Annotated in this window: 25 protein-coding genes and 2 pseudogenes; 20 read left to right on the top strand and 7 right to left on the bottom strand. The window is 59.7% G+C overall.

What is annotated here, in order from left to right; genetic code table 11:
- The first annotated feature begins 32 nt into the window (after window positions 1-32).
- The 7 genes from ABOK31_RS23690 to ABOK31_RS23660 are packed head-to-tail and all read left to right on the top strand — an operon-like array spanning window position 33 to window position 7,035.
- Entirely contained in the window at window positions 33-1,343 is a 1,311-nt protein-coding gene (locus ABOK31_RS23690) for an ABC transporter substrate-binding protein (RefSeq protein WP_349961220.1), read from the top strand.
- Window positions 1,336-2,103 carry an ABC transporter ATP-binding protein gene (locus tag ABOK31_RS23685; RefSeq protein ID WP_349961219.1) on the top strand — a complete coding sequence of 256 codons (768 nt, stop codon included), beginning with the start codon at window positions 1,336-1,338 and terminating at the stop codon, window positions 2,101-2,103. Before ABOK31_RS23690 ends, ABOK31_RS23685 begins: the two co-directional genes overlap by 8 nt.
- The gene (locus ABOK31_RS23680) at window positions 2,100-2,828 is read left to right on the top strand and encodes an ABC transporter ATP-binding protein (protein WP_349961217.1); all 729 of its coding nucleotides are present in this window, start codon (window positions 2,100-2,102) and stop codon (window positions 2,826-2,828) included. The genes ABOK31_RS23685 and ABOK31_RS23680 overlap by 4 nt, the downstream gene beginning before the upstream one ends.
- Window positions 2,825-3,721 (top strand): branched-chain amino acid ABC transporter permease, encoded by an 897-nt coding sequence (locus tag ABOK31_RS23675; RefSeq protein ID WP_174182115.1) that lies wholly within the window; start codon window positions 2,825-2,827, stop codon window positions 3,719-3,721. The genes ABOK31_RS23680 and ABOK31_RS23675 overlap by 4 nt, the downstream gene beginning before the upstream one ends.
- On the top strand, window positions 3,718-4,737 hold the full coding sequence (locus tag ABOK31_RS23670; protein WP_349961215.1) for a branched-chain amino acid ABC transporter permease: 1,020 nt from the start codon (window positions 3,718-3,720) through the stop codon (window positions 4,735-4,737). The genes ABOK31_RS23675 and ABOK31_RS23670 overlap by 4 nt, the downstream gene beginning before the upstream one ends.
- A gap of 39 nt (window positions 4,738-4,776) precedes the next feature.
- Window positions 4,777-5,562, top strand: coding sequence for a coniferyl-alcohol dehydrogenase (locus tag ABOK31_RS23665; RefSeq protein WP_349961213.1), 786 nt, complete (start codon window positions 4,777-4,779; stop codon window positions 5,560-5,562).
- 27 nt (window positions 5,563-5,589) lie between these two features.
- Window positions 5,590-7,035: an aldehyde dehydrogenase gene (locus tag ABOK31_RS23660; protein ID WP_349961211.1), complete on the top strand. Its 1,446-nt coding sequence runs from the start codon at window positions 5,590-5,592 to the stop codon at window positions 7,033-7,035.
- A 337-nt stretch (window positions 7,036-7,372) separates the two neighbouring features.
- Here ABOK31_RS23660 and ABOK31_RS23655 read toward each other — a convergent pair whose 3' ends face one another.
- Entirely contained in the window at window positions 7,373-7,690 is a 318-nt protein-coding gene (locus ABOK31_RS23655; protein ID WP_350019303.1) for a hypothetical protein, read from the bottom strand.
- Between the two features lie 564 nt (window positions 7,691-8,254).
- Between ABOK31_RS23655 and ABOK31_RS23650 the strand changes: the two genes are divergently transcribed.
- Entirely contained in the window at window positions 8,255-8,734 is a 480-nt protein-coding gene (locus ABOK31_RS23650; RefSeq protein ID WP_349961210.1) for a hypothetical protein, read from the top strand.
- Between the two features lie 304 nt (window positions 8,735-9,038).
- Here the strand turns inward: ABOK31_RS23650 and ABOK31_RS23645 are convergent, their stop codons facing one another.
- The 3 genes from ABOK31_RS23645 to ABOK31_RS23635 all read right to left on the bottom strand — a co-directional run bounded on the left by ABOK31_RS23645 (window position 9,039) and on the right by ABOK31_RS23635 (window position 11,404).
- A complete protein-coding gene (locus ABOK31_RS23645; protein WP_349961208.1) occupies window positions 9,039-10,019 on the bottom strand; it encodes an SDR family oxidoreductase in 981 nt (326 codons plus the stop codon).
- Window positions 10,020-10,218: 199 nt separating this feature from the next.
- A complete protein-coding gene (locus ABOK31_RS23640; protein WP_349961206.1) occupies window positions 10,219-10,860 on the bottom strand; it encodes a DUF1109 domain-containing protein in 642 nt (213 codons plus the stop codon).
- On the bottom strand, window positions 10,847-11,404 hold the full coding sequence (locus tag ABOK31_RS23635) for a sigma-70 family RNA polymerase sigma factor (protein WP_349961204.1): 558 nt from the start codon (window positions 11,402-11,404) through the stop codon (window positions 10,847-10,849). The genes ABOK31_RS23640 and ABOK31_RS23635 overlap by 14 nt, the downstream gene beginning before the upstream one ends.
- Before the next feature lie 284 nt (window positions 11,405-11,688).
- Here ABOK31_RS23635 and ABOK31_RS23630 point away from each other — a divergent pair, with 284 nt between their 5' ends.
- From ABOK31_RS23630 to ABOK31_RS23600, 7 genes and pseudogenes are all read left to right on the top strand, one after another.
- Window positions 11,689-12,276: a hypothetical protein gene (locus ABOK31_RS23630; protein ID WP_349961274.1), complete on the top strand. Its 588-nt coding sequence runs from the start codon at window positions 11,689-11,691 to the stop codon at window positions 12,274-12,276.
- 128 nt (window positions 12,277-12,404) lie between these two features.
- Complete coding sequence (locus ABOK31_RS23625) at window positions 12,405-13,265, top strand: cytochrome b/b6 domain-containing protein (protein ID WP_349961203.1); 861 nt, start codon at window positions 12,405-12,407, stop codon at window positions 13,263-13,265.
- Window positions 13,262-14,038 carry a molybdopterin-dependent oxidoreductase gene (locus tag ABOK31_RS23620; protein ID WP_092708181.1) on the top strand — a complete coding sequence of 259 codons (777 nt, stop codon included), beginning with the start codon at window positions 13,262-13,264 and terminating at the stop codon, window positions 14,036-14,038. The genes ABOK31_RS23625 and ABOK31_RS23620 overlap by 4 nt, the downstream gene beginning before the upstream one ends.
- Window positions 14,037-14,440, top strand: a pseudogene (locus ABOK31_RS23615) (integrase); the annotation flags it as partial. The gene ABOK31_RS23620 and the pseudogene ABOK31_RS23615, both read left to right, overlap by 2 nt.
- A gap of 193 nt (window positions 14,441-14,633) precedes the next feature.
- Window positions 14,634-15,131 (top strand): DinB family protein, encoded by a 498-nt coding sequence (locus tag ABOK31_RS23610; protein ID WP_349961202.1) that lies wholly within the window; start codon window positions 14,634-14,636, stop codon window positions 15,129-15,131.
- Between the two features lie 44 nt (window positions 15,132-15,175).
- Window positions 15,176-15,310 (top strand): annotated as a pseudogene (locus ABOK31_RS23605) (integrase); the annotation flags it as partial.
- Window positions 15,311-15,332: 22 nt separating this feature from the next.
- Complete coding sequence (locus ABOK31_RS23600) at window positions 15,333-15,620, top strand: hypothetical protein (protein WP_349961200.1); 288 nt, start codon at window positions 15,333-15,335, stop codon at window positions 15,618-15,620.
- Window positions 15,621-15,706: 86 nt separating this feature from the next.
- Here the strand turns inward: ABOK31_RS23600 and ABOK31_RS23595 are convergent, their stop codons facing one another.
- Complete coding sequence (locus ABOK31_RS23595; RefSeq protein WP_349961198.1) at window positions 15,707-16,462, bottom strand: GntR family transcriptional regulator; 756 nt, start codon at window positions 16,460-16,462, stop codon at window positions 15,707-15,709.
- A 185-nt stretch (window positions 16,463-16,647) separates the two neighbouring features.
- Here ABOK31_RS23595 and ABOK31_RS23590 point away from each other — a divergent pair, with 185 nt between their 5' ends.
- From ABOK31_RS23590 to ABOK31_RS23570, 5 genes are all read left to right on the top strand, one after another.
- Window positions 16,648-17,634 carry an ABC transporter substrate-binding protein gene (locus ABOK31_RS23590; protein WP_349961197.1) on the top strand — a complete coding sequence of 329 codons (987 nt, stop codon included), beginning with the start codon at window positions 16,648-16,650 and terminating at the stop codon, window positions 17,632-17,634.
- 88 nt (window positions 17,635-17,722) lie between these two features.
- Window positions 17,723-18,502 carry an ABC transporter ATP-binding protein gene (locus tag ABOK31_RS23585; protein ID WP_349961195.1) on the top strand — a complete coding sequence of 260 codons (780 nt, stop codon included), beginning with the start codon at window positions 17,723-17,725 and terminating at the stop codon, window positions 18,500-18,502.
- A gap of 7 nt (window positions 18,503-18,509) precedes the next feature.
- Window positions 18,510-19,433 carry an ABC transporter permease gene (locus tag ABOK31_RS23580; RefSeq protein WP_349961273.1) on the top strand — a complete coding sequence of 308 codons (924 nt, stop codon included), beginning with the start codon at window positions 18,510-18,512 and terminating at the stop codon, window positions 19,431-19,433.
- A 20-nt stretch (window positions 19,434-19,453) separates the two neighbouring features.
- Window positions 19,454-20,701, top strand: a complete 1,248-nt coding sequence (gene kynU / locus ABOK31_RS23575) for a kynureninase (RefSeq protein ID WP_349961193.1) — start codon at window positions 19,454-19,456, stop codon at window positions 20,699-20,701.
- A gap of 37 nt (window positions 20,702-20,738) precedes the next feature.
- Window positions 20,739-21,569 (top strand): alpha/beta hydrolase, encoded by an 831-nt coding sequence (locus ABOK31_RS23570; RefSeq protein WP_349961191.1) that lies wholly within the window; start codon window positions 20,739-20,741, stop codon window positions 21,567-21,569.
- Window positions 21,570-21,632: 63 nt separating this feature from the next.
- On the opposite strand, the gene ABOK31_RS23565 is transcribed toward ABOK31_RS23570, so the two are convergent.
- Both ABOK31_RS23565 and ABOK31_RS23560 read right to left on the bottom strand, forming a co-directional pair.
- On the bottom strand, window positions 21,633-22,064 hold the full coding sequence (locus ABOK31_RS23565) for a glyoxalase/bleomycin resistance/extradiol dioxygenase family protein (protein WP_174182079.1): 432 nt from the start codon (window positions 22,062-22,064) through the stop codon (window positions 21,633-21,635).
- Between the two features lie 142 nt (window positions 22,065-22,206).
- Window positions 22,207-24,297 carry an EAL domain-containing protein gene (locus tag ABOK31_RS23560; RefSeq protein WP_349961189.1) on the bottom strand — a complete coding sequence of 697 codons (2,091 nt, stop codon included), beginning with the start codon at window positions 24,295-24,297 and terminating at the stop codon, window positions 22,207-22,209.
- Window positions 24,298-24,371 lie beyond the last annotated feature (74 nt).

The raw sequence follows: 24,371 nt of genomic DNA, 5'->3' as shown, positions 1-24,371 counted from the left end.
TAAGAGGGCTCCGCCAAAGAGGGAGGAATTGCATGACTGGTTCCAGGGGAAGGATTTCGAGAGCAGGACTGACGCGTCGTGATTTCATGACTGCGGCGGCAGCAGGCACGACTGCACTGGCCTTCGGCGGGCGCAAGGCTTTTGCCGCCGATGACACACTGAAGGTTGGCTTCGTCAGCCCCCGCACCGGACCGCTTGGCGGCTTCGGCGAAACCGATGGCTATGTGCTCGATCTCGCGCGCAAGGCGCTAGCCAATGGATTACAGGCCGGCGGCAAGACCTGGAAGGTCGAAATCCTCGACCGCGACACGCAATCCGACCCGTCGCGGGCCGGCCAATTGGCAAAGGATCTGATCAACAATCAGACCATCGACCTGATGCTGGCGGTCTCGACGCCTGAGACCATCAATCCGGTCGCCGATGCCTGCGAGGCGGCGGGCGTGCCGTGTCTCTCGACAGTCATGCCGTGGGAAGCCTGGTATTTCGGCCGCGGCGCCAAGCCCGGTGCGCCGTCGCCGTTCAAGTGGACCTATCATTTTGGCTTCGGCGTTGGTGAATTCCTGAAGACCTATATTTCGCAATGGAACCTGATCGAGACCAACAAGAAGGTCGGCGTCATGTATCCGAACGATGCCGATGGCAATGCAATCCGCGCCAATCTGGCGCCAGCGCTGGCCAAGGCCGGCTTCACGATCGTCGATCCCGGCGCCTATGAGACGGGTACGACGGATTTTTCCTCACAGATCGCGCTTTTCCGTCAGGAAGGCGTCGAGATCTTCAACAGTTTCCCGATCCCGCCGGATTTCGCGGCCTTCTGGCGACAGGCGGCACAGCAAGGCCTCATCCAGCAGATCAAGATCTGCCAGGTCGCCAAGACCGGGCTGTTCCCCTCCGATATCGAGGCGCTCGGCGACCTCGGCGTCAACATCGCCAGCGCCGCCTATTGGCACAAGGCCTTCCCTTACAAGTCGTCGCTGACGGGCGTTTCCGGCCTCGAACTTGCCGACGGCTATGAGGCGGCAAACGGCAAGCAATGGACGCAGCAGCTCGGCGCGAGCTTGTCGCTTATCGATGCCGGTTTCGATGCGCTCAAAGCTGCATCGAATGCGAAGAGCAAAGAGGCGGTTGCCAAGGCACTGAGCACGCTGAAAACAACGACAATCGCCGGCAAGGTGGATTTTACCGGCGGTCCTGTCGCCAATGTTTCTCCCGGACCGATCGTCGGCACGCAATGGGTCAAGGCGCCGGCCGGCTCGAAATTCGCGCTTGATTATGTCGTGACCGAACACGCCACCGATCCGAATGTCCCTGTCGCCGCCAAACTCATCGCTTACAATGGGTAAGGCTATCGTGCAGGGACAAGAAGGACATCGGCCGAGAGGGGAGTTTCTCTCGGCCAAGGGGATCCACAAGCGCTTCGGGGCGCTTGTGGTCCTCGAAAATCTCGACTTTTCCATGGGAGACGGCGATGCCGTCGGTATCGTCGGTCCCAACGGAGCCGGCAAGACGACGTTGCTGAGCGCGCTGGCAGGCGCCTTTCCGCTGAATGCCGGAACGATCAGCTTTGACGGTCGGAACGTGACCGCTTTGACGGCGGCCGATCGTTGCCGATCGGGTCTTGTCAGAACGCATCAGATACCAAAACCTTTCAGCGGCATGACGACATTCGAGAATGTCTTCGTTGCCGCCTCGCATGGCAAGGCATCGAGCCGTGACGAGGCTTATGAGCGCGTTGTCGATTCTTTGCGGCTCTGCGGCATGCTCGGCGTCGCCAATCGTCGCGCCGATACGCTCGGCCTGCTCGATCGCAAGCGGCTTGAGCTGGCCCGCGCGCTTGCGACCAGTCCGCGCCTGCTGCTGCTCGACGAGATCGGCGGCGGGCTGACGGATGGTGAAGCGAGCGAACTCGTCGGCACCATCCTCGAACTGCGCCGTCGCGGCATCGGTATCGTCTGGATCGAGCATATCGTTCACATCCTCCTGCAGGTCGTCGAGCGATTGATCTGCATGGATGCCGGCAAGATCATCGCCGATGGCGATCCGAAGGCAGTCATGAGCGATGCCGAAGTGGTGCGCGCCTATCTTGGGGGAGCGCCCGCATGAGCATTCTTTCCGTTCGCAATCTCGATGTTCGACACGGGCTGCTGCAGGCGGTGCGCGGCATCAGTTTCGATCTCGCCAAGGGAGAGGTGCTGGCGCTCGTCGGCGCCAATGGCGCGGGCAAGACGACGCTGCTGCGTTCCATTGCCGGTGCGCATCTGCCTGCTGCCGGCCAGATCGTGCTTGACGGCGAAGATGTCACGACCGTTCCGTCGCATAAACGTATCGCCAGGGGCATTGCACTCGTTCCGGAGGGGCGGCGACTATTCTCGCAGATGACGGTCGAGGAAAATTTGCTGCTCGGCACCAGTGCCGGCCGCACGGGTGAGTGGACAATCGAGCGGATCTTCGATGCCTTTCCAAACCTGAAACCGCGCCGGCACGCCAAGACCGGTCATCTGTCGGGTGGCGAACAACAGGCCACCGCGATCGGACGGGCGCTGATGAGCAACCCCGACATTTTGCTACTCGACGAGGTTTCCCTCGGCCTGTCGCCGCTCGTCGTCGATCGCGTCTATCAGCAACTGCAAGGGCTCTTATCTTCGGGCACGACCATCGTGCTTGTCGAACAGGATCTGGCACGCACCATGAGCGTCGCAACCCGCGTCATCTGCATGCTGGAGGGCAGTATCGTGCTCGACAGACCGGCAAATAGCGTGACGCGCGAAGAGGTGACCCGAGCCTATTTCGGCCTGCATCGGGCGACAGCCGAGAGGAGCGTCTCGTGACCAACACCCTCATCCAAGGCATTCTGCTCGGCGGTTACTATGCCGTCATCGCCTGTGGCCTATCCTTCATGTTCTCCGTCATGCGCATCATCAATCTTGCGCATGGCAGCCTTGCTGTCGTCGCTGCCTATGGCCTCTGGCTGCTGGCGGCGAAACTTGGCATTCCGCCCTTCATCGGCTTGCTGATCATGCTGCCTGTTATGGCTGCCATCGGCTGGTTTCTACAGCGCTTCATCCTCGATCGCAGCGCGCGTGGAGGGGCGTTGCTGCCGATCCTGACGACCTTCGGCTTGTCAATCGTCATCGACAACCTGCTGTTCGAGCAATTCGGGGCGGATACGCGCTCGCTCGCCCCCTTCATCGGCAATCTCTCCTATGCGTCCTGGCAGCTGCCGGGTCATGTGTTCGTCGGCAAGCTTGCGGTGCTGATGATGGTGACGGCAATCGTCATTATCGGCGGACTGCAGTTCTTCCTGAGCCGGTTTGCCATCGGCCGCTCGATCCGCGCCACGGCGGAGGATCCGGATACAGCCGGCCTCGTCGGCATAGATGCGCGCCGCGTCAATGCCGTTGCGACCGCGATTACCATGGCCACGGTCGGCATTGCCGGCGCGTTCCTCGCCATGCGGGCGACCTTCAATCCCTATTCTGGCGGGCCGCAATTATTGTTTGCCTTCGAGGCGGCCGTCATCGGCGGCGCCGGTTCGCTCTGGGGTACTCTGCTTGGTGGCATCGTACTCGGGCTGGCGCAATCGATCGGCGCCCAGATCCATCCGCAGGGCTTTCTGATCGGCGGACATATCGCCTTCCTTCTCGTTCTTTTCGTGCGGCTACACCAGTTCGGCTTCCTGAGCCTCGGTAAAATCCACAAACGTCTTCGGAGTCCATCATGAGTACGATCGCACCTGAAATTTCCGTCGAGCGCTGGACTGCATCCTCACGATTGACCCTGGCTGCCATGATGGTGGCGATCGGTCTTCTCGCCGCCGTACCCAACGTCTCGAGCGCTGGTGTTACCGATCGCATGACCGCTCTCTTCATCTACGTGATCCTCGCGGCCATGTGGAACGCACTGGCCGGCTTCGGCGGTCTCGTCTCCGTCGGCCAGCAGGTTTTCTTCGGCCTTGGCGCCTATTTCACGATTCGTCTGGCAGATGCGGGGCTCGATCCCTTCGTCTCACTCATCGCTGCAGCCGTCGTTACCGGCGCGATATCACTGCCGCTCTCATGGCTGATGTTGCGGCTGAAGGGAGGCGAATTTGCCATCGGCATGTGGGTGCTTGCCGAGCTTGCCCATCTTCTCGTCAATCTCGACCGGCTCATACAGGGCGAAACCGGGACCTCACTGATTTCCTTGAACGCCTATGACAGCGGCACGCGGCGCGGTGTGATCTATTGGCTGGCGCTGACGGCCATGGTCGCTCTTCTCGGAGCGCTCTTTGCTCTGATGCGAAGCCGGGCGGGGGCCGCCATGCAGGCGATCCGCGACAATGAGGAGGCAGCAACATCCGTGGGTGTCCGCGTCGCGGCGACGAAACGCCTGCTCTTTGTTCTTGCCGCCTTCGGCATTGCTGTTGCCGGCGGCCTATGGCTGGCAACGGCAGTCACCTTCCAGCCCAAAACCTATTTCAGCGTACAGTGGACCGCCTACATGATCTTCATGGTGCTGGTCGGCGGCATCGGCAAGTTCGAGGGCGCGATCCTCGGAGCCATTCTCTTCTTCGTCATCGAGACTGTCTTCGGTGGAACAGGGGTCTGGTATCTGGTCGGCCTCGGCGCGACCGCGGTGCTCTTCTCCCTCTACTTGCCGCGCGGTCTCTGGGGCGAAATCGAACGCCGCTTCGATCTGCAGCTTTTACCCGTGGGTTATCGGCTGACGATTTCCGATCTCTTCAAGGACAAACAATAGCGGCGAGCATTCGCTGCATTTCATAGGAAAGGTAAAATCATGCTTTTCGGCAAGACCATCCTCATTACCGGCGTTGCCTCGGGCATCGGCGCGCGTGCTGCGGAGCTTGCGGGGCAAATGGGAGCCGATGTCATCGGCGTCGATATCCGAGAACCGTCCTCGGGCATCAGCTCCTTCATCAAGGGGGATGTCTCGACTGCCGCTGGCGTCGAGGACATCGTCAAGCAACTGCCCAACCGCATCGATGCGCTGGCCAACGTCGCCGGCCTTTCAGGAAACACCGGCGTCACGGCGACGCTGGCCGTCAACTTCTATGGCCTGCGTGCCCTTTCGGAAGCTGTCGCGCCTCGGCTGCGCGAAGGTGGGGCGATCGTCAATGTCGCCTCTATCGCCGGTTATGGCTGGCGCGCCAATCTGGAACGGACAACGAGGTTGACTGGGATTGAGGGCTTTCCGGATGTTGCCGCGCTGGTCAGCGAACACGGACTGAAGAACGAGGAAGGCTATCCCCTCTCCAAGGAACTGCTGCTGCTTTGGACGATGCGTGCCCCGCACCAGCCTCTCTTCAAGGATCGCGGCATTCGCGTCAATGCCGTCAGCCCCGGTCCGGTCGAGACGCCGATCCTCGAGCAATTCCGTGCCGTGCTCGGCGATGAGCGCGTCAACAGCGACATCACGCGCGTCGGGCGGGCAGGAACATCAGCCGATATCGCGCCTGCAATCCTGTTCCTGTGCTCCGACGGGGCACGCTGGATCAGCGGCGCCAATCTTCCCGTCGATGGCGGCCTTGAAGCCTCTATCAATGCCGACGTGCTCGGTTTTTGAAATAGCATCCTCATCAGGAGACAAGAGATGAACATTTCCCTTCTCATCAACGGCGTCGACAAGCCGGCGGCCAGCGGCCGCACCTATAACCGACATGATCCTTTCACGGGAGAGCTGGCAAGCACGGCGCCGGCCGCAGAGCCTGAGGATGTCGCCGCCGCGATCGAGGCTGCCTCTAACGCCTTTCCCGCATGGTCGAGTACAGGTCCTGGGCAGCGCCGTACGATCCTGGCCAAGGCCGCAGATATCATGGACGCCAAGGTCGGCGAGTTTACGAAGCTGATGATGGAGGAGACGGGAGCGACCGCACCCTGGGCCGGCTTCAACGTCATGCTCGCGGCCAATATCTTGCGCGAGGCGGCTGCCATGACGACGCAGATCGGCGGCGAGATCATCCCGTCCGACAAGCCTGGCACGCTTGCCATGGGCGTGCGTCAGGCGGCCGGCGTTTGCCTCGCCATCGCGCCCTGGAATGCACCTGTGATCCTGGCAACGCGCGCCATTGCCATGCCGATTGCATGCGGCAATACCGTGATCCTCAAGGCATCCGAACAGTGCCCCGGCACGCAACGGCTGATCGCAACCGCACTGACCGAAGCCGGTCTGCCGGCTGGCGTCATCAACGTGATTACCAATGCGCCGGAGGACGCACCTGGTGTCGTCGAGGCACTGATTGCTCACCCCGCCGTTCGCCGTGTCAATTTCACCGGTTCAACGAAGGTCGGCAAGATCATCGCCGAGCTCAGCGGCAAGCATCTGAAGCCAGCTCTTCTGGAACTCGGCGGCAAGGCGCCTCTGGTTGTGCTTGAGGATGCGGATATCGATGGTGCGGTCAACGCTGCTATCTTCGGCGCCTTCATGCATCAGGGCCAAATCTGCATGTCGACCGAGCGTATCATCGTGCATCAAGCGATCGCGGATACCTTCGTCGCCAAGCTTGCGGCACGTGCGGCCGTATTGCCCGCCGGCGATCCGCGCGGCCATGTTGTCCTCGGCTCGTTGATCAGCCTCGAAGCTGCTAAGAAGATGGAAGAGCTGATCGCTGACGCTCAGGCAAAGGGTGCCAAGCTCGTCGCCGGCGGCAAGCGCACCGGCACCGTGGTCGAGGCAACGCTGCTCGATTTCGTCACGCCGGATATGCGTGTCTATGGCGAAGAATCCTTCGGGCCAGTAAAGCCGATCATCCGTGTGGCAAACGAGGATGAGGCCGTGCGGGTTGCCAACGATACCGAATACGGTCTTTCGTCGGCGGTCTTCAGCGCCGATGTGCAGCGGGCGCTTGCGGTCGCCGGCCGCATCCAGTCCGGCATTTGCCACATCAACGGCCCGACTTTGAACGATGAGGCGCAGATGCCGTTCGGCGGTGTCAAGGGCAGCGGCTACGGCCGCTTCGGTGGTAAGGCAGCCATTGCCGAATTCACCGATCTCCGTTGGATCACCATCGAGGATCCGGCGCAGCATTATCCGTTCTGAGCGCCAAGACTGCGCCCGCGGTCGTTGAAACACGCGAAGCGTTGTCGTCGAGATGGTTGAGGATCGCAAGAACGTGACGCTTGATAAAATCGTCGAGAGCTTGGAGGGCGTTCGCGCCCTCCAAGCCACATCAATCAATTCCCGATCGCTTGTTCGACATCAGCGATCTTTCTAAAGCCACTATGCAAGCCGCGGTTCTAACAGACCTCGAATCAGCGACTTGTCGCCGCTACGATGTTCATGCGACCGCGGTCACGTTTCAGGCCGTCAGCCTGTGGAGCAGCCCGCTCGAATTGGCCGGACAGAAGTCGACCAGGGGCCGAAGACCCGCGAAATGTCAGAATTTGCCGTTCTGGTTCTGCCAATCGGCCTTGGCCAGGATGGTTTCGATCGTATCCCAGCGCTCGGCGATATTGCCGTTCTCGATCCGGAGCAGGTCGCAGAACGACGTTAGCTTGCCCGCGAATGTGCCTTCGCTAACCGTCAGGACAAAATTCCCCTTGCCAAGAACCCTGTAGACCGTGTCGCACTTCATAGTTATGCCAGCGTCCGTCATTGCTTTCAGAGCTGCGCCCAGTTCCGACAGGCCATCACCGATTTGCGGGTTGTGCTGGATATATCTGTCGCCATCGATATAGCCCGCGAGCTTCTCCATGCGACCTTTGACAAGAAGGTCATCGACAAAAGCAGAAAACAGCCTCTTGTTGGGTCCCGTCTAGGGTCTAGGCCCTTGGCTTCTGTCGGTCCATCGCGCAAGTGAAGTGCTAAATCGGGAGTATTGCCGGACACGCGCCCCAAAGCTGCTGTTTGCCAGCAATCTGATAAGCTTATGCTCTTGAAGAGATACAAACCCACGGGGATCGAATCAGCCATATCGACTTTTGAGCAAAATCCTCCAATTATATCAAATACCTGTTACAGTATTTAGTACCAAGATCTACTTCACGTACACCGCGCAAGACCGGCTCCGGTTCACGCCGTAGCTATTCAACGTCGCGATAGCAAACGGTTGTCCATCCCAGCAAATCACGGCCGATATATTCGATCACAGGATCCCCCACAGTGAAGCTATGCAGCTCGTTTACGCCAGACTGCTGCGTCAGTGCCGACGAAGATCTCGTGTGATTCCGGGACAACGCCCTTGAGATGGCATGATATCTGTTGACCTCCGATCGGTGTTCGTGACTTCCTCTGACGCGAGACACATCAGAGGGCTGCCATGTATCGCTTCTCCATCATCTTCGCCGTATGTGTGTTCGCCACGCCGGTTGTCGCCGCGGACTTCAAACCGTACGAAAACGGCCGCTTCGGGTACGTGATCGACCTTCCTGCAGACTTCAAAACGGTTCTGACGTCCGACAACGGCGACGGGATCGGTCTCGAGAGCGCGGACGGAACGGCGAAGCTATCGGTCTGGGGCAACTATCTGACGGAAGGCGGCTTCAGCCAGGAGAGTGACCTTCGGAAGAAGTTCGAGACCGAGGACGGCTGGAAGTTCACCTACGAGAAGCGGGGTTCATCATGGGCCAGCTTTTCGGGAACCAAGGGCGACCGGATCATCTACATGCGGCAAATCGCGCTCTGCGATGCCGCAATGGGGAGCTTCACATTCGAGTACCCCGCAGCGCAACAGAAGCGGTTCGGGCCGCTGGTTGACAGGATGGTGAAGACGCTTGAGGCACCGAAGCGCTGCGACTGAGCGCCGCCAGCTGGATCATCACAGAGCGTGCCGCATTGCGCGCCAGAATATCGACAAGTTCGTTGTCACCGGCCCCGGAATGTCCTTTGCATTATTCCGTCACGACATGAGTATGCCGTTCCAGAAGGCGGTCGAATTGCTGCCAGGATGTGAGGATTTCAATCCGATCTTACAGAAGCAAACAAAACCAACTCTTTCAACAAGTTGGGGGCGCGCAGCGGGTAATGGTAAAATGTGCAAGTGGGTCATTTTCAGCTGGTAATCAACAGGCAGTGCCCTAGGCAGCACTCAAAAGATGCCTGTCCTATCCCAAAGCGCTTTGCGCTGCGCAAATTCTGTCGATCAGGGCATCAAGCTCGCCCTTTGGTGGGCGATTTTTGGCGAGGCGCTGCTTCAAGTGCATGATCGGTTCGGCCAGGATTTCATCCAGGCTCTCCGCGCAAGTGAAGTCGCCCGCCACGCGCTTGACCTTCGAATTGTCGAAGATCGCGGTCCAGGCCTTGTCGCCGACCAATGGGCCGATCCAATCCGGATTATATTTGATCAGCGTATCCGTCGGCACATGGACGATCTTCGCCTCGACACCCAGCAACCTGGCGATCGACTTTTGAATATCGTCCCATATATGGGCGCGGTCGGAGGTGATGTGGAAGATTTCATTGAGGGCTGCCTGCTTGCCGAAAAGCGCGACGAAAGGCACTGCGAAATCGACCGAGCGCGTCAGTGTCCACGGCGTGTGGCCATCACCCGCGACAATCGTGGGCTCGCCATCCAGCATGCGTCTCGCCATTATGTCGCTGTCACCCATCATGATCGGCAGGCCGGTACGCACGGTGTGACTGGGGCGGACGATCGTCCAGGCCAGATTCCTCGACGCCGCGAGCAATTCCTCGCAGGCAATCTTGGCCTGACTATAGGGCCAGTAGGGATTGATCGCCGGTGTCTTCTCGGTGATCACATAATGGCGTGCCGGCTTCTCGTAGACCGAGGCCGAAGAGATGAAAACGTACTGGCCGCAATGGCCCGCAAACACCTCGACGTCGCGCGCAACCTGATCCGGCGTGAAGGCGATGAACTGGCAGACGACGTCATAATTGGCCTTGGCGAGATCGGCATAGGCGGCCGATCCGAGTTCGCCGGTGATCGACGTCACACCGTTCGGCAAGGGGTCACCCCTCAGGCCGCGGTTATAGACACTGACGCGATGCCCCTGACCAACGGCGCGCTCGACGCAGGGATATGAGATTTGGCCGGTGCCGCCAATGAAAAGCACGTTCAAAGCCATGTGGGAGACCTCGGTGTCTGATTGGTGGGATCAATGATTGCTATTCATAACGTGAAAAAGCCTGATCGTCTCCCGCCGATCGCTCTTGCGATGACCGTCACCGCCAGAAAATTGGTAAAGCTTCGGATCCGCGCCGCGATCTCCAGGGACTCACCCAATCGGCCGCGTGCCTGGGGCATGCCGCCTGGTCGCGATAAACCTACCAGCGCAGGCTGAATTTGCCGATCAGGCTTCCGACCAGCCCGCCCAGCAGGATGCCGAGCGTGTACCATATCGCGATGAACGGAATGCCGTTTTCGACGCAGGCCCAGGAATACACCCAGCCGCCGACGCCGCCGGCGCAGGCACCCGCCACAAAACCGGCAAGCGCTGGACGCGTGGGGGCCGCGCGCCTGAGAAACCACATGTTGGCACAGAAAGCGGGAACGCCGAAAGCCATGATCAGGAACGGACAAAAAGACGCCGAAAATCCGACGATCAAACCCGGATAGGATGAGACCGGCGACAGTCCGAGCTGCGCGATTGCCAGCAGCGCGACGATGCCGAACGCCGCGCCCAGAACCCGAACCATATTGCCAATCGAACCCTCCGGTCGCGCAATCCGCTCAAGGGCGACGATCGTCGCGCTCATCAATACGGCTGTATATAAAAACTTCACCCAGAACGCCGCCACCGTCACATGATGCAGATGCGGGCGAAAGGCGAGCGATATGAGCAGCGCAACAGCCGCGCCGATCACGCCGACAACGATCGCAAGTGCAAGCCGCATCCGCAGGGCATGACGGCGAACCGGGGTGAGATCGCTCACCAAAGCCTCGATGAATTCATCATTTTTCGTCATTGGCAAAACCCAGCTTGCGTCCAATCGCGCGCATCCCTCGGTGAATGCTGACGCGAACCATTGCTTCAGACTGTCCGCTCTCGATCGCGGCTTCAGCAGTGGTCTTTCCGGCGATCTTTACCTGCCGCAGAAGCTCCCTCTGTTTGGCGGGCAGTTGATCGAGAAGACGATCGACGTCGAGGTGGGCAAACAGTGCTTCCTCTCGAAATTCGGCCGCGATCTCGTCTCCCAATGCAATTTCGACACCTCTTTTGCTGCCATTCGCCCTGAAGTGGTCGATCAACTTGTATTTCGCGATCTGGAAGAACCAGGCGGTAAACGGTCGTTCCCGATCGTAGGTAATGCGCCGGCCATGCACTGCCAAAAGCACCTCCTGAACCAGATCCTCGGCGTCGCGGTCGGCATTGGACCCAAGCCTCCTGCGATAAAACGCCAAAAGCAGATCCCGCAAAATAACGAGCAAACGCCTGTACGCAGCCTCATCGCCATCAAGCGACAGAAGCATCAAACCTTTCAGGAGCTGTTCCGATACCGATTTAGTCATTCACGGGCAGTCATTCGTTGATCGGCGCTACTTGTTACATCCCCATCCGAATTTTTTGTCCCCCTTCTTACGATCACAACGGCGTGATCACTGTAACGCATTCGCGAAGGCGCCGAATGAGGGAGCGGAATTAAGGGACAATCCGGTGTCGTCGACACGATGCCAATTGCGGATTGTCCCGTTTCCAAAGCGATCACCCTACCCGCTCCAGAGAACCGGATGGGGATCATGTCGAGAAGATCGAAGATATGGAGAGCAGAATGTCGCTCACGAAGTTGAAGATCATGGGTATGGCGCTGGCGCTCGGCGCGGTGACCGCTCTGTCCGCACAGGCTGCCGACAAGGCACGCGTTCGCGGCGTCGTTGAGAACCTCAGCGGCGATACGCTGATGGTCAAATCGCGCGAAGGCAAGGACGTGACGATCAAGCTGAAGTCCGGATGGGCCGTCAACGGCATCGTCAACGCCTCCGTGACGGACATCAAGCCCGGGGATTTCGTCGGCATCGCTTCCGTTCCGACAAACAGCGGCGTCAATGGTGCGCTTGAAGTGCTGATCTTCCCGGCCGCCATGAAGGGCACCGGCGAGGGCGACTACGGCTGGGATCTGAAGCCGAAGAGCTCGATGACGAATGCGACGGTTGCCAGTGCCGTCACCTCGGTCAACGGTCCTACCCTGTCGCTCACCTACAAGGGCGGCGAGAAGAAGATTTCGATCCCGCCGGGCACGCCGGTCGTCACTTTCGGCAGCGCAACGAAGGACGATATCAAACCCGGCGCCGGTGTTATCATCAACGGCACGACCGCTGGAGACAACACGGTTGAATCCGACCGTGTTCTGGTCGGCATAAACGGCGTCATTCCGCCAATGTGACGCATCCATGCCGACATTAAGGGTTGCCCGGCTGCCGAAGGCCTCCGGGCAACCTCAATGAACAACGACATCGTCGCAGCACGTAATTTCAGATGCCGCTTCCCGGCGACACGTCAGGAGAGTAATCCATGGCAAGCATCGAAGAGATCGGCACCGCGCCACCATCTCGCCCCGCCAAGATCTTCATTCGCCGTCATTCGGTTCTCACGCGGATGACCCACTGGATCAACGTGCTGTGTCTGACATTGCTGCTGATGAGCGGCATGCAGATCTTCAATGCCGACCCGCAATTGCATTGGGGCAATTACGGCGCCGTTGAAGATCCATCGTGGTTCGAAATCGCCAGCAATCAGAATGGCGACAACATCACCGGAATATTGCGCATCGGCCGGTTGTCGATCACCACCACCGGTGTGCTCGGTGCTTCCACGGCCGACGGCGAAATGACGCCGCGCGCATTCCCGGCCTGGGCGACGATACCCAGCTACCAGGATCTTGCGGCTGGCCGGCGTTGGCATTTCTTCTTCGCTTGGCTGTTTGTCATCAATGGGCTCGTTTACATGGCCTATGGCCTGATCGGCGCTCATTTCCGCCGCGATCTGATGCCGACGATACAAGATATCCGGCCCGGAAACATCTGGCATGAGATCAAGGACCACGCCCGCCTGCGCTTCCCGAAAGGCGAAAAGGCACGGCGCTACAATGCACTGCAGAAGCTGACCTATCTCATCGTCATCTTCATCCTGCTACCGCTGATGATCGGCTCGGGATTGACCATGTCACCCGCGATAGACGCCGGTTACCCCTTCCTGCTCGATATTTTCGGTGGCCGTCAATCGGCCCGCTCCATTCATTTCATCACCGCCTGGAGCCTGGTGGCTTTCGTCGTCGTGCATATCGCAATGGTCGTTCTCTCCGGTGTTTGGAACAACATGCGTTCGATGGTGACCGGCCGCTACGCGATCATCAACGAGGAGGCCGATCGATGAGCTCCATTTTCACCCGCCGCCGCTTTCTTATCGGCTCGGCCGCGAGCCTCGGCGCCGTAGGCCTGACCGGATGCGACGACATTTCTCAGAACCAACACGTGCAGAAGGTGCTCGCTCTGGCTGAGCGGCTAACCATGGGCACACAGCGGCTCATAGTTTCGCCGCAAACGCTTGCCCGAGAATATACCGACGCGGACATTTCACCGAGCTTTCATCCGAATGGATCAATTCAGCCAAACAGCGCCGAATATGTCCAGATGGTCGAAACCAAGTTCGCCGACTGGCGTCTCAAGATCGACGGCATGGTCAACCGGCCGATGGAATTTTCGCTGGCCGACCTAAAGAAACTGCCTTCCCGCACCCAGATCACCCGCCACGACTGCGTCGAAGGCTGGAGCGCCATCGGTAAATGGCAGGGCGTTCCTCTCGGGTTGATCCTGCAGACTGCCGGATTGAAGCCAGGCGCTCGCTACGCTGTCTTCTATTGTGCCGATGAACTGGAACAGACGCTCGATGGCAGCGGCCGCTATTACGAGAGCATCGACCTGATCGATGCCTTTCACCCGCAGTCGATCCTCGCCTACTCACTCAACGGCAAGGATCTGGAAGTCGAACACGGCGCCCCCTTGCGCCTGCGCGTCGAGCGTCATCTTGGCTACAAACATGCCAAATACGTCATGCGCATCGAAATCCGTGATCGGTTTGATGATCTCTGGGGCGGCAATGGCGGATTTTGGGAGGATCGTGGCTACGAATGGTATGCCGGCATTTGAGATGTCACGCCAGACATCAATAATTGGGCGCGGCGATCCGAACGATACCGCCTCCCCTCTCCTGCCATGTCTCACCATCAATCTCGGCCGCACAAAGACGACGACCGCGGACGACCAAGTCCACGTCGTTCTGATCGGCCGGCCGGTCGAGGCCTTGAGGAACTGGATTGAGGCCGCCGCAGTCGGTCAATCTGATCCTGAAAAGCAGGTGCAGGCAGGTCTCGATCCGGAGGTGTTTCGGCGCACGGGCTCCGATCGGGCTATCTGCCCGAAGCGGCCAATCGCGGCGTCTCCCTGCAGGAGGCGATGCGGCAGTCGCTGCATGGATCGGTGGCGCAAGCCGCAAGCTACTACAACAACGCCGAGCGGAAGAACGGGCGGGCGGCAAGGTTTGCCATTTAGAAGGTACCCCGTGATGCAAGCTTAGGGTTGTCAGAGAACAGCAAAGAGCCTAATCTCTACTCCCAGTGCAGCAAATACCGTCGCTCAGGCGTACAGCCTTACGCCCAGCAATATGACGCGGATTGCATAGGACAAAAATATTCGTCCGGCACTGTATTCCAGCCACGCATCGATGTCTTTTGGAGGATGAGAAATGATCTCAGCCGGATACTGCCGACTTATGGCCCGTTACAACACCTGGCAAAATAGTTCTTTGGTAACGGCCGCCGATGGGCTCACCAACGAGGAGCGCTGGAAGGATCGAGGTGCGTTCTTCCAATCGATCGCAGCTACATTAAACCATCTCTATTGGGCCGATGCCCTGATATTGGAGCGATTAAAAGGGAACGAGCGTCCGGAGAAAACCATCAGGCACTCTCTTACAAGTCCATCGGATTGGCCTGACTTCAAGGCGCTCCGTGTGGAGAGGAACGAGGAAATCGAAGAGTGGTCCGCGAGATTGCGTGACGCGGACATGGAGGGGATGCTCGTGTGGTATCCCGGTGATGGCTCCACCCGGATCGAGAAGCCAAAGGCGCTCTGTGTCATGCAGCTTTTCAACCATCAGACACACAATCGGGGTCAAGTCCACGCGATGCTAACGGCAGCGGGCGCACATCCAGAGCCGACTGATCTTCAAATGCTGGAATAGGGAACAGGCGCGCGCCGATCCGAACAATATCGCCTCCCCTCTCCTCCGAGGCCGCCAACCGCGGCGTTTCGTTGTAAGAGGCCATGCAGCAGTCCTTGCATAAGTCGGTAGCCCACGCCGTAAGCTACTATAACAGTGCCGAACGGAAAAACGGACGGGCTGCAAGGCTGGTAGTTTAGGAAAAAAGTTTGGGAGGAGCGGATGCGATATTCGACTGGCCAACCGGTGGCAGCAGGCGATCACGTCCTTGCAGATGGCATGGACGGGATAGTCGTTTGCGATTTCGACAATCGCGTTTTCCTTGCCGGCTATACTCAATGGGACATGCCGGACGCGAAGATGATAGGTGGTGGTACCCTTTCTTCGGGGATCATGATCAACACGACTGAAGCAGGTTTGATCCATTACCAGGAAGGCACTGGACACATTGTGTTTGTGAAATCCGACTGGCATCTGCACTTCGGCACCAATGGGGAGACGGAAGATTGATCCTGCGTTTGACGATGTCGACGGCAATGGCTCTTTGCCTGTGTCGTGGGTGGGTTTCGACGACGACTTGTCTTCCGGCCTTGGCGTCACGACGTCTGGGGCGCAGCGGACGGCCCGGGGCCACTGGCTTCCGAGCGGATATAAACCTGCAGCGTGTAACCGATATGCTCGGTCATCAGCGCTCTGGCGCGTACCAGATCCCGGTCGAGAGCCGCTTCCATCAGTGCCGTATGATGCTCGATCGCCATGGCGTCCTGCAGGGCGGCAACCGCTTTTTCATAGCCGATCGAAAGACCAGCTGCCGCGCGCTGCGTCGGCGCAAGGCCGAGAAAACGATGATGGCGGCGAAGCTGATCCGCGATGGTGGACTGGAAACGCTGGAGCCAGTTCGACGTTGCCGCGCTGACAAGCGCGGCATGAAAGGCGTTGTGCTTCTCATCCCATTCGTCCGCCATCTCCTCCGAGGCGGAGTCGGGCACGATCTTACAGCGTGAGAGGCGATAGTGTGCGGTGACGACGGCCGATTCCCAATCGGGACCGCCCTTTTCGATCGACTCCATGAGTAGCGGCAGCTCCACGACCATGCGCGCCCGTGTCAGGTCCTCCAGTTCGGCGCGCGATACGGGAGCGACCGCGAAGCCCCGATTGCTGATCGCAGTAACAAGCTTCTCGGCTTCCAGCCGCGAAAGCGCCTCGCGAAGCGGCGTCCAGCCGACGCCGTAAGTATCGCGAAGAGCCCCGAGCCGCAAAGAAGCGCCGGGCCTGAGCTTGGTGTTGAGGATATCGCGCCGCAACAGCCAATAGGCCACCTCCGTCTTGCTCAACGCATCCTTATCCTGCATGGCGCTTGTCCCGATCCTCCCTAGCCGCGGATTATATATAATATAGCCGCAACAGGAAAATATATATCAAAGGCGCCTGCGGTGTATATCATATATCACAAATTGACAGGATTGCAGCAGCCGCTATGATCCCTGCCCAAGAGAGCCGGCGGAACACGGCTCCTTGTCACATCCGGGAGGAAAATATGCTGAGATCTACGTCCAAATGGCTGGCCGGCCTCGCTGTCGCCGGCGCCTTTGCAGCAAGCGTTGCAACCGCATCGGCCGAGCCCATCAAGATCGCAATCGCCAATTTTGGCGAGCATCCGCAGCTCAATGCTTCGATCGCCGGCTTCAAGAAGGCTCTTGCCGATAACGGCTTCGTCGAAGGCAAGGATGTCGTCTATTCCGAAAGCAACACCAGCTTCGACGCCTCGCTCGTTCCGCAGATGATTGCCAAGCTGCAGTCCGAACATCCGAAGCTGATGTACACGGTGACGACGCCTGTGTCGCAGATCGCCAAGAAGGCGCTTGCCGGCTCCGGCATTCCGATCGTCTTTACTGCCGTCACTGATCCGGTCGCCGCCAAGCTCGTCCCGTCCTGGGACGCGGGTGACACCGGCATCACCGGCTCGAGCGACCTGCAGGATATTTCCGCCATCCTGACCTTCACCAAGAAGCTGCTTCCGAATGCCAAGCGCATCGGCGTTCCCTATAATCCGGGCGAAGCCAATGACGTCGCGCTGATCGACAAGGTCAAGGCGGCAGCCCCGGCAGCCGGCTTCGAAGTGGTTCCAGTCGGCGTCGACAACGTCAACGACATCCAGCAGCGCATCGCCTCGCTCGCCGGCAAGGCAGACGTGATCTACACGCCAGCTTCCAACCTCCTGCAGCCGGCAATCCCAGCCGTTGCCGCCGCCGCCCGCCAGGCGCAGATCCCGATCGTCAACTCCGATGACGCCGCTGTCCGCAATGGCGTCGTGCCGGCAAGCTTTGCCGTCAACTACGAGCAGGTCGGCGAAAATGCCGGCAAGATCGCCGCGCAGATCCTCAAGGGTGCCGATCCGAAGACGATCAAGCCCGCCGTTCCGGCCTATAAGGATCACGCGCCGCTGATCAACAAGACCGTGCTGAAAGCATTCGGCGCCGAAGTCCCGGCTTCGCTTGCCGATTGCAATTGCTTCACGAAGTGATAGGCGGCATCTTCTAGGGATCAATCCGATCCATGGCGGCGTCAGGGACGCCGCCATTTCATAACCCTACACTGCAGGGGAGGCACGGATGCTTGATATCAAATCCGCGCGCAAGGTTTTCTATAAAGGCCAGCCCGACGAGAAGGTCGCGCTCAACGGCCTGACGCTCTCCCTCAAGACAGGCGAATTCGGCGTCGTCATCGGCTCCAACGGCGCCGGCAAGAGCAGCATGCTGAACGCGATTTCCGGTGCTCTCAGCCTCGATTCCGGCCAGATCCTCATCAATGGCAATGACGTGACGAACATGCCGGTCCACAAGCGCGCCGCGCGCCTGGCTCGCGTGTTCCAGGACCCGATGAAGGGCACCGCTGCCAGCATGACGGTCGGTGAAAACATGCTTCTGGCGGAACTGCGCGGCAAGAGCCGCGGATTTCGTCCCGGCCTGAATGCCGCCCGTCTCGCCGCCTACAAGGAACGCCTCGCCGTTCTCGGCCTTGGCCTGGAGAACCGGCTTGACACCAAGGTCGAGCTTCTTTCCGGCGGGCAGCGTCAATCGCTGTCTCTCATCATGGCAGTCGGCGGCTCGCCCGACGTGCTGTTGCTCGATGAACACACGGCCGCACTCGATCCCCGCACCGCCGATATCGTCATGCAGGCAACCGTGCGCACCGTCGAGGCGCTGAAGCTGACGACCCTCATGGTCACGCACAACATGCAGCACGCCGTCGATTTCGGCGACAGCATCATCATGCTCGATGCCGGCCGCGTCCATCTCGAAATTACCGGCGATGGCAAGCGGCGCATCACCGTGCCCGAGCTGATCGGCCACTTCGCCGTCAAGACCGACCGAATGCTGCTGGTGAGCTGAGATCATGATGGACTTCATTCAGACAACCGTTTCGAGCTTCGTCTCGCTCATCCCGGTCACACTGGCGCAGAGCTTCATCCTGAGCTTTGTCGTCCTTGGTATCATGATCCCGTTCCGGATGCTGAGCTTTCCGGATCTGACCAGCGAAGGCGCGTTTCCGCTCGGCGGCTGCGTCTGTGGCATCCTGCTTGCCGCCGGGGTCGCGCCGCCGCTTGCGATTATCGCTGCTTTCATCGTCGGCCTCGGAGCCGGCTGCTGCACGGCCTTCATTCACTTACGCTTCCGCATCCATACGCTGCTCGCCGGCATCCTGATGTCGACGATGCTCTACAGCGTCAATCTTGCCATCATGGGCAAGTCGAACCTCTCGGTCTTCGGCGCGCCAACCGTGTTCGATGTCGTGCCATTCACCGAGCCCGGTTTTCCGGCGAGCAAGATCGTCATTGCCGGCCTGCTTGCCGTTATCGTGCTGATCGCCCTCAACCTCTACTTCAAGACGGAAAAGGGCACCGCCATGCGCGCCGTCGGCTCCAACCCCGATATGGCTGAGGCGCAGGGCATCAATGTCTGGGCTGCCACCATCGGCGGTGTCGGCATCGCCAGCGCCTTTTCCGCGGCGAGCGGTGCACTCATGGTCCAGTCGCAAGGCTTTGCCGACGTCAACATGGGCATCGGCATCCTGATCAACGGCCTGGCGGCGCTCATGATCGGCGAAGCCTTCACCGGCAAGCAGACCGTGGTTCGTCAGCTGCTCGCGCCCTTCGTTGGTTCGATCATCTACTACCAGCTCGTATCGCTCTGCCTTGCCGCCGGCATGCCGCCGCCGAACCTCAAACTCGCAACCGGCCTGTTCGTGCTGATCATGCTGGCGCTGCCGAGCATCCGCCGCAGCCGCGGCGGAGCCGCCACCCGAGAAACCATTCGCGAATAAATTTACGAGGCAACGACATTATGGATAGCCTTCCCGATCTCGCGGCCGTCGAGGCCATGGACGAGGCCGACCCACTGCGCGTTTTTCGCAGCCGCTTTGCCCTGCCCGCCGGCATCATCTATCTCGACGGCAATTCACTTGGCGCGGCCTCGCACGAGGTCTTTGCCGAAGTCCGTCAGGCCGCCATGGAGGAATGGGGCAACGGCCTGATCCGCAGCTGGAACAGCGCCGGATGGTTTCACCTGCCGCTTGAGCTCGGCGATCGCATCGGCCGGCTGATCGGTGCTGCCGAAGGCCAGACTGTCGTCACCGACTCCACCTCGATCAACATCTACAAGACCTTGCATGCGGCACTCGCTATGCGACCGGATCGCAACGTCATCGTCGCCGAGGGCGACAGTTTCCCGACCGATCTCTATATGGCGGAAGGCGTCGTCTCGACCCGGCCCGGCGTCACGTTGCGTCTTGAAGGCCGCGATGCCGACACCATCGAGGAACTGATCGATGAAAACGTCGCTGTCGTGCTCATCAATCACGTCAACTACAAGAGCGGCGAACTGCGCGACATGGCGGCGCTGACGAAGCGCATCCAGGCGGCGGGCGCACTCGTCATCTGGGATCTGTGCCACAGCGCCGGCGCTCTGCCCGTCGATCTCGATGGTGCCGGTGCCGATTTTGCCGTCGGCTGCACCTACAAATATCTGAACGGCGGCCCGGGCGCTCCAGCCTTCATCTATGCCGCAAAGCGTCATCACGCCTCGATCGTCCAGCCGCTCAGCGGCTGGTGGAGCCATGCCCGCCCCTTTGCCTTCGAACAGAGCTTCGACGGCGACGCCGGCATCAAGCGCTTTCTCTGCGGCACGCAGCCGATCCTGTCCTTGCGGGCATTGAAGGGGGCACTCTCCATCTGGGACGAGGTGGACATGGAAGCCTTGCGCCGGAAGAGCATAGCGCTCACCGATCTCTTCATCCGCTTGGTCGAAGCCAAATGCGGCCAATATGGCGTGGAGCTTGAGACGACGCGCGACAGCGAGAAGCGTGGCAGCCAGGTGTCCTTCATCCATAGCAATGCCTACGAAGTCATGCAGGCGCTGATCGAGCGCGGCGTCATCGGCGATTTCCGCGCACCTTCGACATTGCGTTTCGGCTTCACGCCGCTCTATGTCGGCTATCGCGACGTCTGGCGAGCCGTGACGGTGCTGGAGGACATTCTGAGCAGCGGATCATGGAAGGAAGCACGCTTTACGGTGCGTGCGGCCGTGACCTGATCACCACGCGTCGACCGCTGGAAAGAAGGAGCCGAAGATGAGCTATTTCAAGGTCACCGATTGGGAGGCCGTCTACACCAACGGCGCCTATATCGTCGACGGCGATCAATGGCCTGCAGCCTGGGTCGAGCCGGCAAAATCCTTCCGCGACCGGTTGACGGCGGCAGGACGCGCAAAGCTCGATCTCGTCTATGGTCCGGCCGCGCGCAATCGCTTCGATCTCTTCCTGCCCGAAAGCCAGCCGAAGGGATTGGTTGTTTTTGTCCATGGCGGCTACTGGCTGCAATTGGACAAGAGTTACTGGTCGCATCTGGCGGCCGGCTCGATTGCGGCCGGCTATGCCGTGGCGATCCCGTCCTACACGCTCTGCCCAGATAATCGCATCGGCGGAATTGGCAAGGAAATCGCAGCGGCGATTACGGCAGCGGCCGATTTGGTCGAAGGTCCGATTATATTGACTGGCCATTCGGCCGGCGGTCAACTTGTTGCCCGGATGATGACAACGACCTCGCCGCTTGGCGAGGCGATCCGCGAGCGCATCCGTCACGTGCTTGCGATTTCCGGCGTGCACGATCTGCGTCCGATCATGAAGCGCAAGATGAACAAGGAGCTTCGCATCGATGATGCCGAGGCGGGAGCCGAAAGTCCCGCACTTCTCGAGCCGGTCGACAGCATTCGCCTCACCTGCTGGGTCGGCGGTGCCGAGCGCGCCGAATTCATCCGCCAAAATGCACTGCTGGCCAATATCTGGACCGGGCTCGGCGCGGCAACTGCGGTAGTCGTCGAGCCGGACAAACATCACTATTCGGTTCTGGACGGGCTTACGGATGCCGAGCATCCTCTCACGCGGACCCTGCTTTCCGATTAGCGTCTTCGCAGCCGCATCGAAAGAAGTGCCCTCGGCGCGGTAAGGACCGAGGGCATTATTGTATCAGCCGTTGACCGGCGCATTCATCGCCCAGGCAACGCCGAAGGGATCGCGCAGCTGGCCCCAGCGATCGCCCCAGAACATCACCTGTGGCTCGACAACGACTTCGGCTCCGGCATCGACAGCCCGCTTCCACCAGAAATCAAGATCATCGACAACGAGCTGCATGGTGAAGGACTGCGGCTTTTCCAGCGCATGGCCATATTCCGGAAAAGCATCGCCGAGCATGACCGAGCTGCCGTTGATGTAGAGATGGATGTGCATGGTCCGGCCTTTTTCATCGACCGGATACATGAAGGCCTGTTCGGCACCGAAGGCGCGCTTGTAGAATTCGGCCGCCTTGACCGCGCCGTCTACCGTCAAATAGGCGACGACACCACCACGAACCGGCACGCGCGGCGGCTGGGACTGCGTCTGATCTGCTGTATCGGTCATGTTCGTCTCCTTGGGAACGGTTCATCGTGTCATGCCCTTTTCGATGGGCTATCCCAAGGACGCAGGTCAATCACCCTTCCCGACAACGGGAACCAAATTTTTTGACTATTTTTCGCGACGGCGACGCCAACCGCTTCGGCGGTCATCCATGCGCTGGCTTTCGGGCACGTAAAGTCCGAGCGGGATAGGTCTCACTGAGAATTCGCGCCAAGGCATCCTCACGCGGCATTGGCCGTCCGAGAAGAAAACCCTGTACCTCATGATAGCCCTCGGCCCGCAATTTCGCCAATTGCGCTTCCGTCTCGATGCCTTCGGCCAATGTCACGGCATTGAAGCCGGAGGCTATGCCGACCACTGCCCTCACGATTGCGAGGTTGCCGGGATCGGCATCCATGCCGGCAACGAAACTGCGATCGAGCTTGATCTTGTCGAAAGAGAAGGAGCGCAGATAGCTGAGCGAGGAATAGCCCGTGCCGAAATCATCGATCGCTATGCGGATACCCAGCTCTTTGAGAGCACGCAGCAGCGACAGGCTTTGCTCGACCTCGGAAAGCAGGATGGATTCCGTGACCTCGATTTCGAGGCGCCCAGGGCAAAGGCCTGTTTCCTCGAGCGCCGAGACGACGGTGGCCAGCAGGCTCGCATGACGAAACTGATAGACCGATAGGTTGATGGCGACCTTCAGGTTCCCGGGCCATTCCATGGCGGTCCGGCAGGCTTCCCTTAGCACCCAATCGCCGATCGGCACGATCATCCCGGTTTCTTCGGCGACGGGGATGAATTCCGCTGGCGCAATGAGCCCATGCTTGGGATGACGCCAGCGGATCAGAGCTTCGAAGCCGGAAAGAACATCCTCGTCCAGCCGGATGATCGGCTGGTAATGGAGTTCGAATTCGTCGTTCTGCAACGCCTCGCGAAGCTCCAGCGTAAGCTGGTGGCGCCGTTCAGCTTCGAGCCTCATTTCCGTCTGGTAGAAACGATAGGTTGAGCGGCCGCTGGCCTTGGCTGCATAGAGCGCCAGATCCGCATCCCGCATCAGGACATCGGCGTCAGTGCCATGTTCAGGCGCCATGGCAATGCCGATGCTGCAGGTCACATGTTCCCGCACACCATCGAGATCGAAGGGTGCAGAGAGCGATTGCAACAACAGATCGGCGAAGCGCCGGGCTCGCCCGGCATCCATCATCCTCAAGACCAGCGCGAACTCGTCGCCGCCCAGGCGCGCGACGAGATCACTCCTCTCGGCAAGCTGCTGGAGGCGTTCGGCAACCTGACGCAGGAGCATGTCACCCGCGGCATGCCCCTTGCTGTCGTTGATATGTTTGAAATGATCAACATCGATGTAGAGCAGCGCGATTGGCTTTTCCGGTGTGGCGGCAGCCACCTGCCGTACGATGCTCTCGGAAAAGAAGGCTCTGTTCGGAAGGCCTGTCAGGGAATCATGCATGGCAAGATGCGCAAGCCTCGCCTCGACGCTGCGCTCCTCGGTCACATCCTGGGAAATGCCGAGAACATAGCGCGGTACTTGCCCTGACGGCGCGGGCAGCGCCCGCTTCGCCGTCTTCAGGATACGCAACGCGCCATCTACCGTGTGAATGGTTTCCTCGAAGTAGACGGTTGTGGCAGTTTCGAAGGCAAGCTTGTCCTGTTCCCGGAAAAGCGCCGTCTGCTCATCCGAGAATATGGCCCTATCGGACTTGCCGATCATATCCTGTGCGGCCTGCCCGACGATACCGCCGCACGCCTCGTTGAACAGAATATAGCGGCCATCCCGCTCCATATCCTTGACGAAGACGCCGACGGGAAGATTGTCGACGATGCTGTCGAGCAGCGACTGGGTGGCATCCACCTGCCGCCGTGCCGCATTGACCTCGGTGCGGTCCTGCACGATCGCCAGTATCGCCATCTTGCCGTTGAAGCGAATCTCCCGCCCATAGGTCAGTACTTCGAACGTCTCGCCATCCGCCTTCAGATGCGTCCAGCGCTGTGCCGTCTCAATGTCGGTGCGGTGGTGCACGGCATCCAGCATGCGCTCGCGTTCCACGGATGGCCTGATGTCAAGCACGGTCATGACCGCGAAGTTCGCATGGCTATAGCCATAGAGGTCGCGGGCCGCATCGTTGACGATCAGAAACTTCAACGTCTGCGGATCATAGACCCACATCGGCGACGGATGCGTCTTGAAAAGCGACCGAAAATCATCGTTCGGGGCATCGAGCCAAACGGAATTCATAGGAAGGTCGACCTTGCCAATTCGAGTTTGAAGATTAGCGAATTGGACATTGATAGACGAAAAAACTAAATAAA

The organism is Rhizobium sp. ZPR4 (assembly GCF_040215725.1).
Taxonomy (GTDB): Bacteria; Pseudomonadota; Alphaproteobacteria; order Rhizobiales; family Rhizobiaceae; genus Rhizobium; species Rhizobium rhizogenes_D.
The sequence above is the reverse complement of the archived record's forward strand: the minus strand, read 5'-3'. Positions and strand labels throughout refer to the sequence as shown.

What these genes read in the sequence shown, in the direction of transcription:
- ABOK31_RS23570 (WP_349961191.1), top strand. Translation starts at nt 20,739, where the DNA reads ATGAGCTATTTCAAGGTCACCGATTGGGAGGCCGTCTACACCAACGGC.
- ABOK31_RS23645 (WP_349961208.1), bottom strand. Translation starts at nt 10,019, where the DNA reads ATGGCTTTGAACGTGCTTTTCATTGGCGGCACCGGCCAAATCTCATAT.
- ABOK31_RS23690 (WP_349961220.1), top strand. Translation starts at nt 33, where the DNA reads ATGACTGGTTCCAGGGGAAGGATTTCGAGAGCAGGACTGACGCGTCGT.
- ABOK31_RS23590 (WP_349961197.1), top strand. Translation starts at nt 16,648, where the DNA reads ATGCTGAGATCTACGTCCAAATGGCTGGCCGGCCTCGCTGTCGCCGGC.
- ABOK31_RS23660 (WP_349961211.1), top strand. Translation starts at nt 5,590, where the DNA reads ATGAACATTTCCCTTCTCATCAACGGCGTCGACAAGCCGGCGGCCAGC.
- ABOK31_RS23625 (WP_349961203.1), top strand. Translation starts at nt 12,405, where the DNA reads ATGGCAAGCATCGAAGAGATCGGCACCGCGCCACCATCTCGCCCCGCC.
- ABOK31_RS23560 (WP_349961189.1), bottom strand. Translation starts at nt 24,297, where the DNA reads ATGAATTCCGTTTGGCTCGATGCCCCGAACGATGATTTTCGGTCGCTT.
- ABOK31_RS23585 (WP_349961195.1), top strand. Translation starts at nt 17,723, where the DNA reads ATGCTTGATATCAAATCCGCGCGCAAGGTTTTCTATAAAGGCCAGCCC.
- ABOK31_RS23680 (WP_349961217.1), top strand. Translation starts at nt 2,100, where the DNA reads ATGAGCATTCTTTCCGTTCGCAATCTCGATGTTCGACACGGGCTGCTG.
- ABOK31_RS23580 (WP_349961273.1), top strand. Translation starts at nt 18,510, where the DNA reads ATGGACTTCATTCAGACAACCGTTTCGAGCTTCGTCTCGCTCATCCCG.
- ABOK31_RS23670 (WP_349961215.1), top strand. Translation starts at nt 3,718, where the DNA reads ATGAGTACGATCGCACCTGAAATTTCCGTCGAGCGCTGGACTGCATCC.
- kynU (WP_349961193.1), top strand. Translation starts at nt 19,454, where the DNA reads ATGGATAGCCTTCCCGATCTCGCGGCCGTCGAGGCCATGGACGAGGCC.
- ABOK31_RS23665 (WP_349961213.1), top strand. Translation starts at nt 4,777, where the DNA reads ATGCTTTTCGGCAAGACCATCCTCATTACCGGCGTTGCCTCGGGCATC.
- ABOK31_RS23640 (WP_349961206.1), bottom strand. Translation starts at nt 10,860, where the DNA reads ATGACGAAAAATGATGAATTCATCGAGGCTTTGGTGAGCGATCTCACC.
- ABOK31_RS23655 (WP_350019303.1), bottom strand. Translation starts at nt 7,690, where the DNA reads ATGGAGAAGCTCGCGGGCTATATCGATGGCGACAGATATATCCAGCAC.
- ABOK31_RS23650 (WP_349961210.1), top strand. Translation starts at nt 8,255, where the DNA reads ATGTATCGCTTCTCCATCATCTTCGCCGTATGTGTGTTCGCCACGCCG.
- ABOK31_RS23685 (WP_349961219.1), top strand. Translation starts at nt 1,336, where the DNA reads ATGGGTAAGGCTATCGTGCAGGGACAAGAAGGACATCGGCCGAGAGGG.
- ABOK31_RS23600 (WP_349961200.1), top strand. Translation starts at nt 15,333, where the DNA reads ATGCGATATTCGACTGGCCAACCGGTGGCAGCAGGCGATCACGTCCTT.
- ABOK31_RS23635 (WP_349961204.1), bottom strand. Translation starts at nt 11,404, where the DNA reads ATGACTAAATCGGTATCGGAACAGCTCCTGAAAGGTTTGATGCTTCTG.
- ABOK31_RS23630 (WP_349961274.1), top strand. Translation starts at nt 11,689, where the DNA reads ATGGGTATGGCGCTGGCGCTCGGCGCGGTGACCGCTCTGTCCGCACAG.
- ABOK31_RS23610 (WP_349961202.1), top strand. Translation starts at nt 14,634, where the DNA reads ATGATCTCAGCCGGATACTGCCGACTTATGGCCCGTTACAACACCTGG.
- ABOK31_RS23620 (WP_092708181.1), top strand. Translation starts at nt 13,262, where the DNA reads ATGAGCTCCATTTTCACCCGCCGCCGCTTTCTTATCGGCTCGGCCGCG.
- ABOK31_RS23595 (WP_349961198.1), bottom strand. Translation starts at nt 16,462, where the DNA reads ATGCAGGATAAGGATGCGTTGAGCAAGACGGAGGTGGCCTATTGGCTG.
- ABOK31_RS23565 (WP_174182079.1), bottom strand. Translation starts at nt 22,064, where the DNA reads ATGACCGATACAGCAGATCAGACGCAGTCCCAGCCGCCGCGCGTGCCG.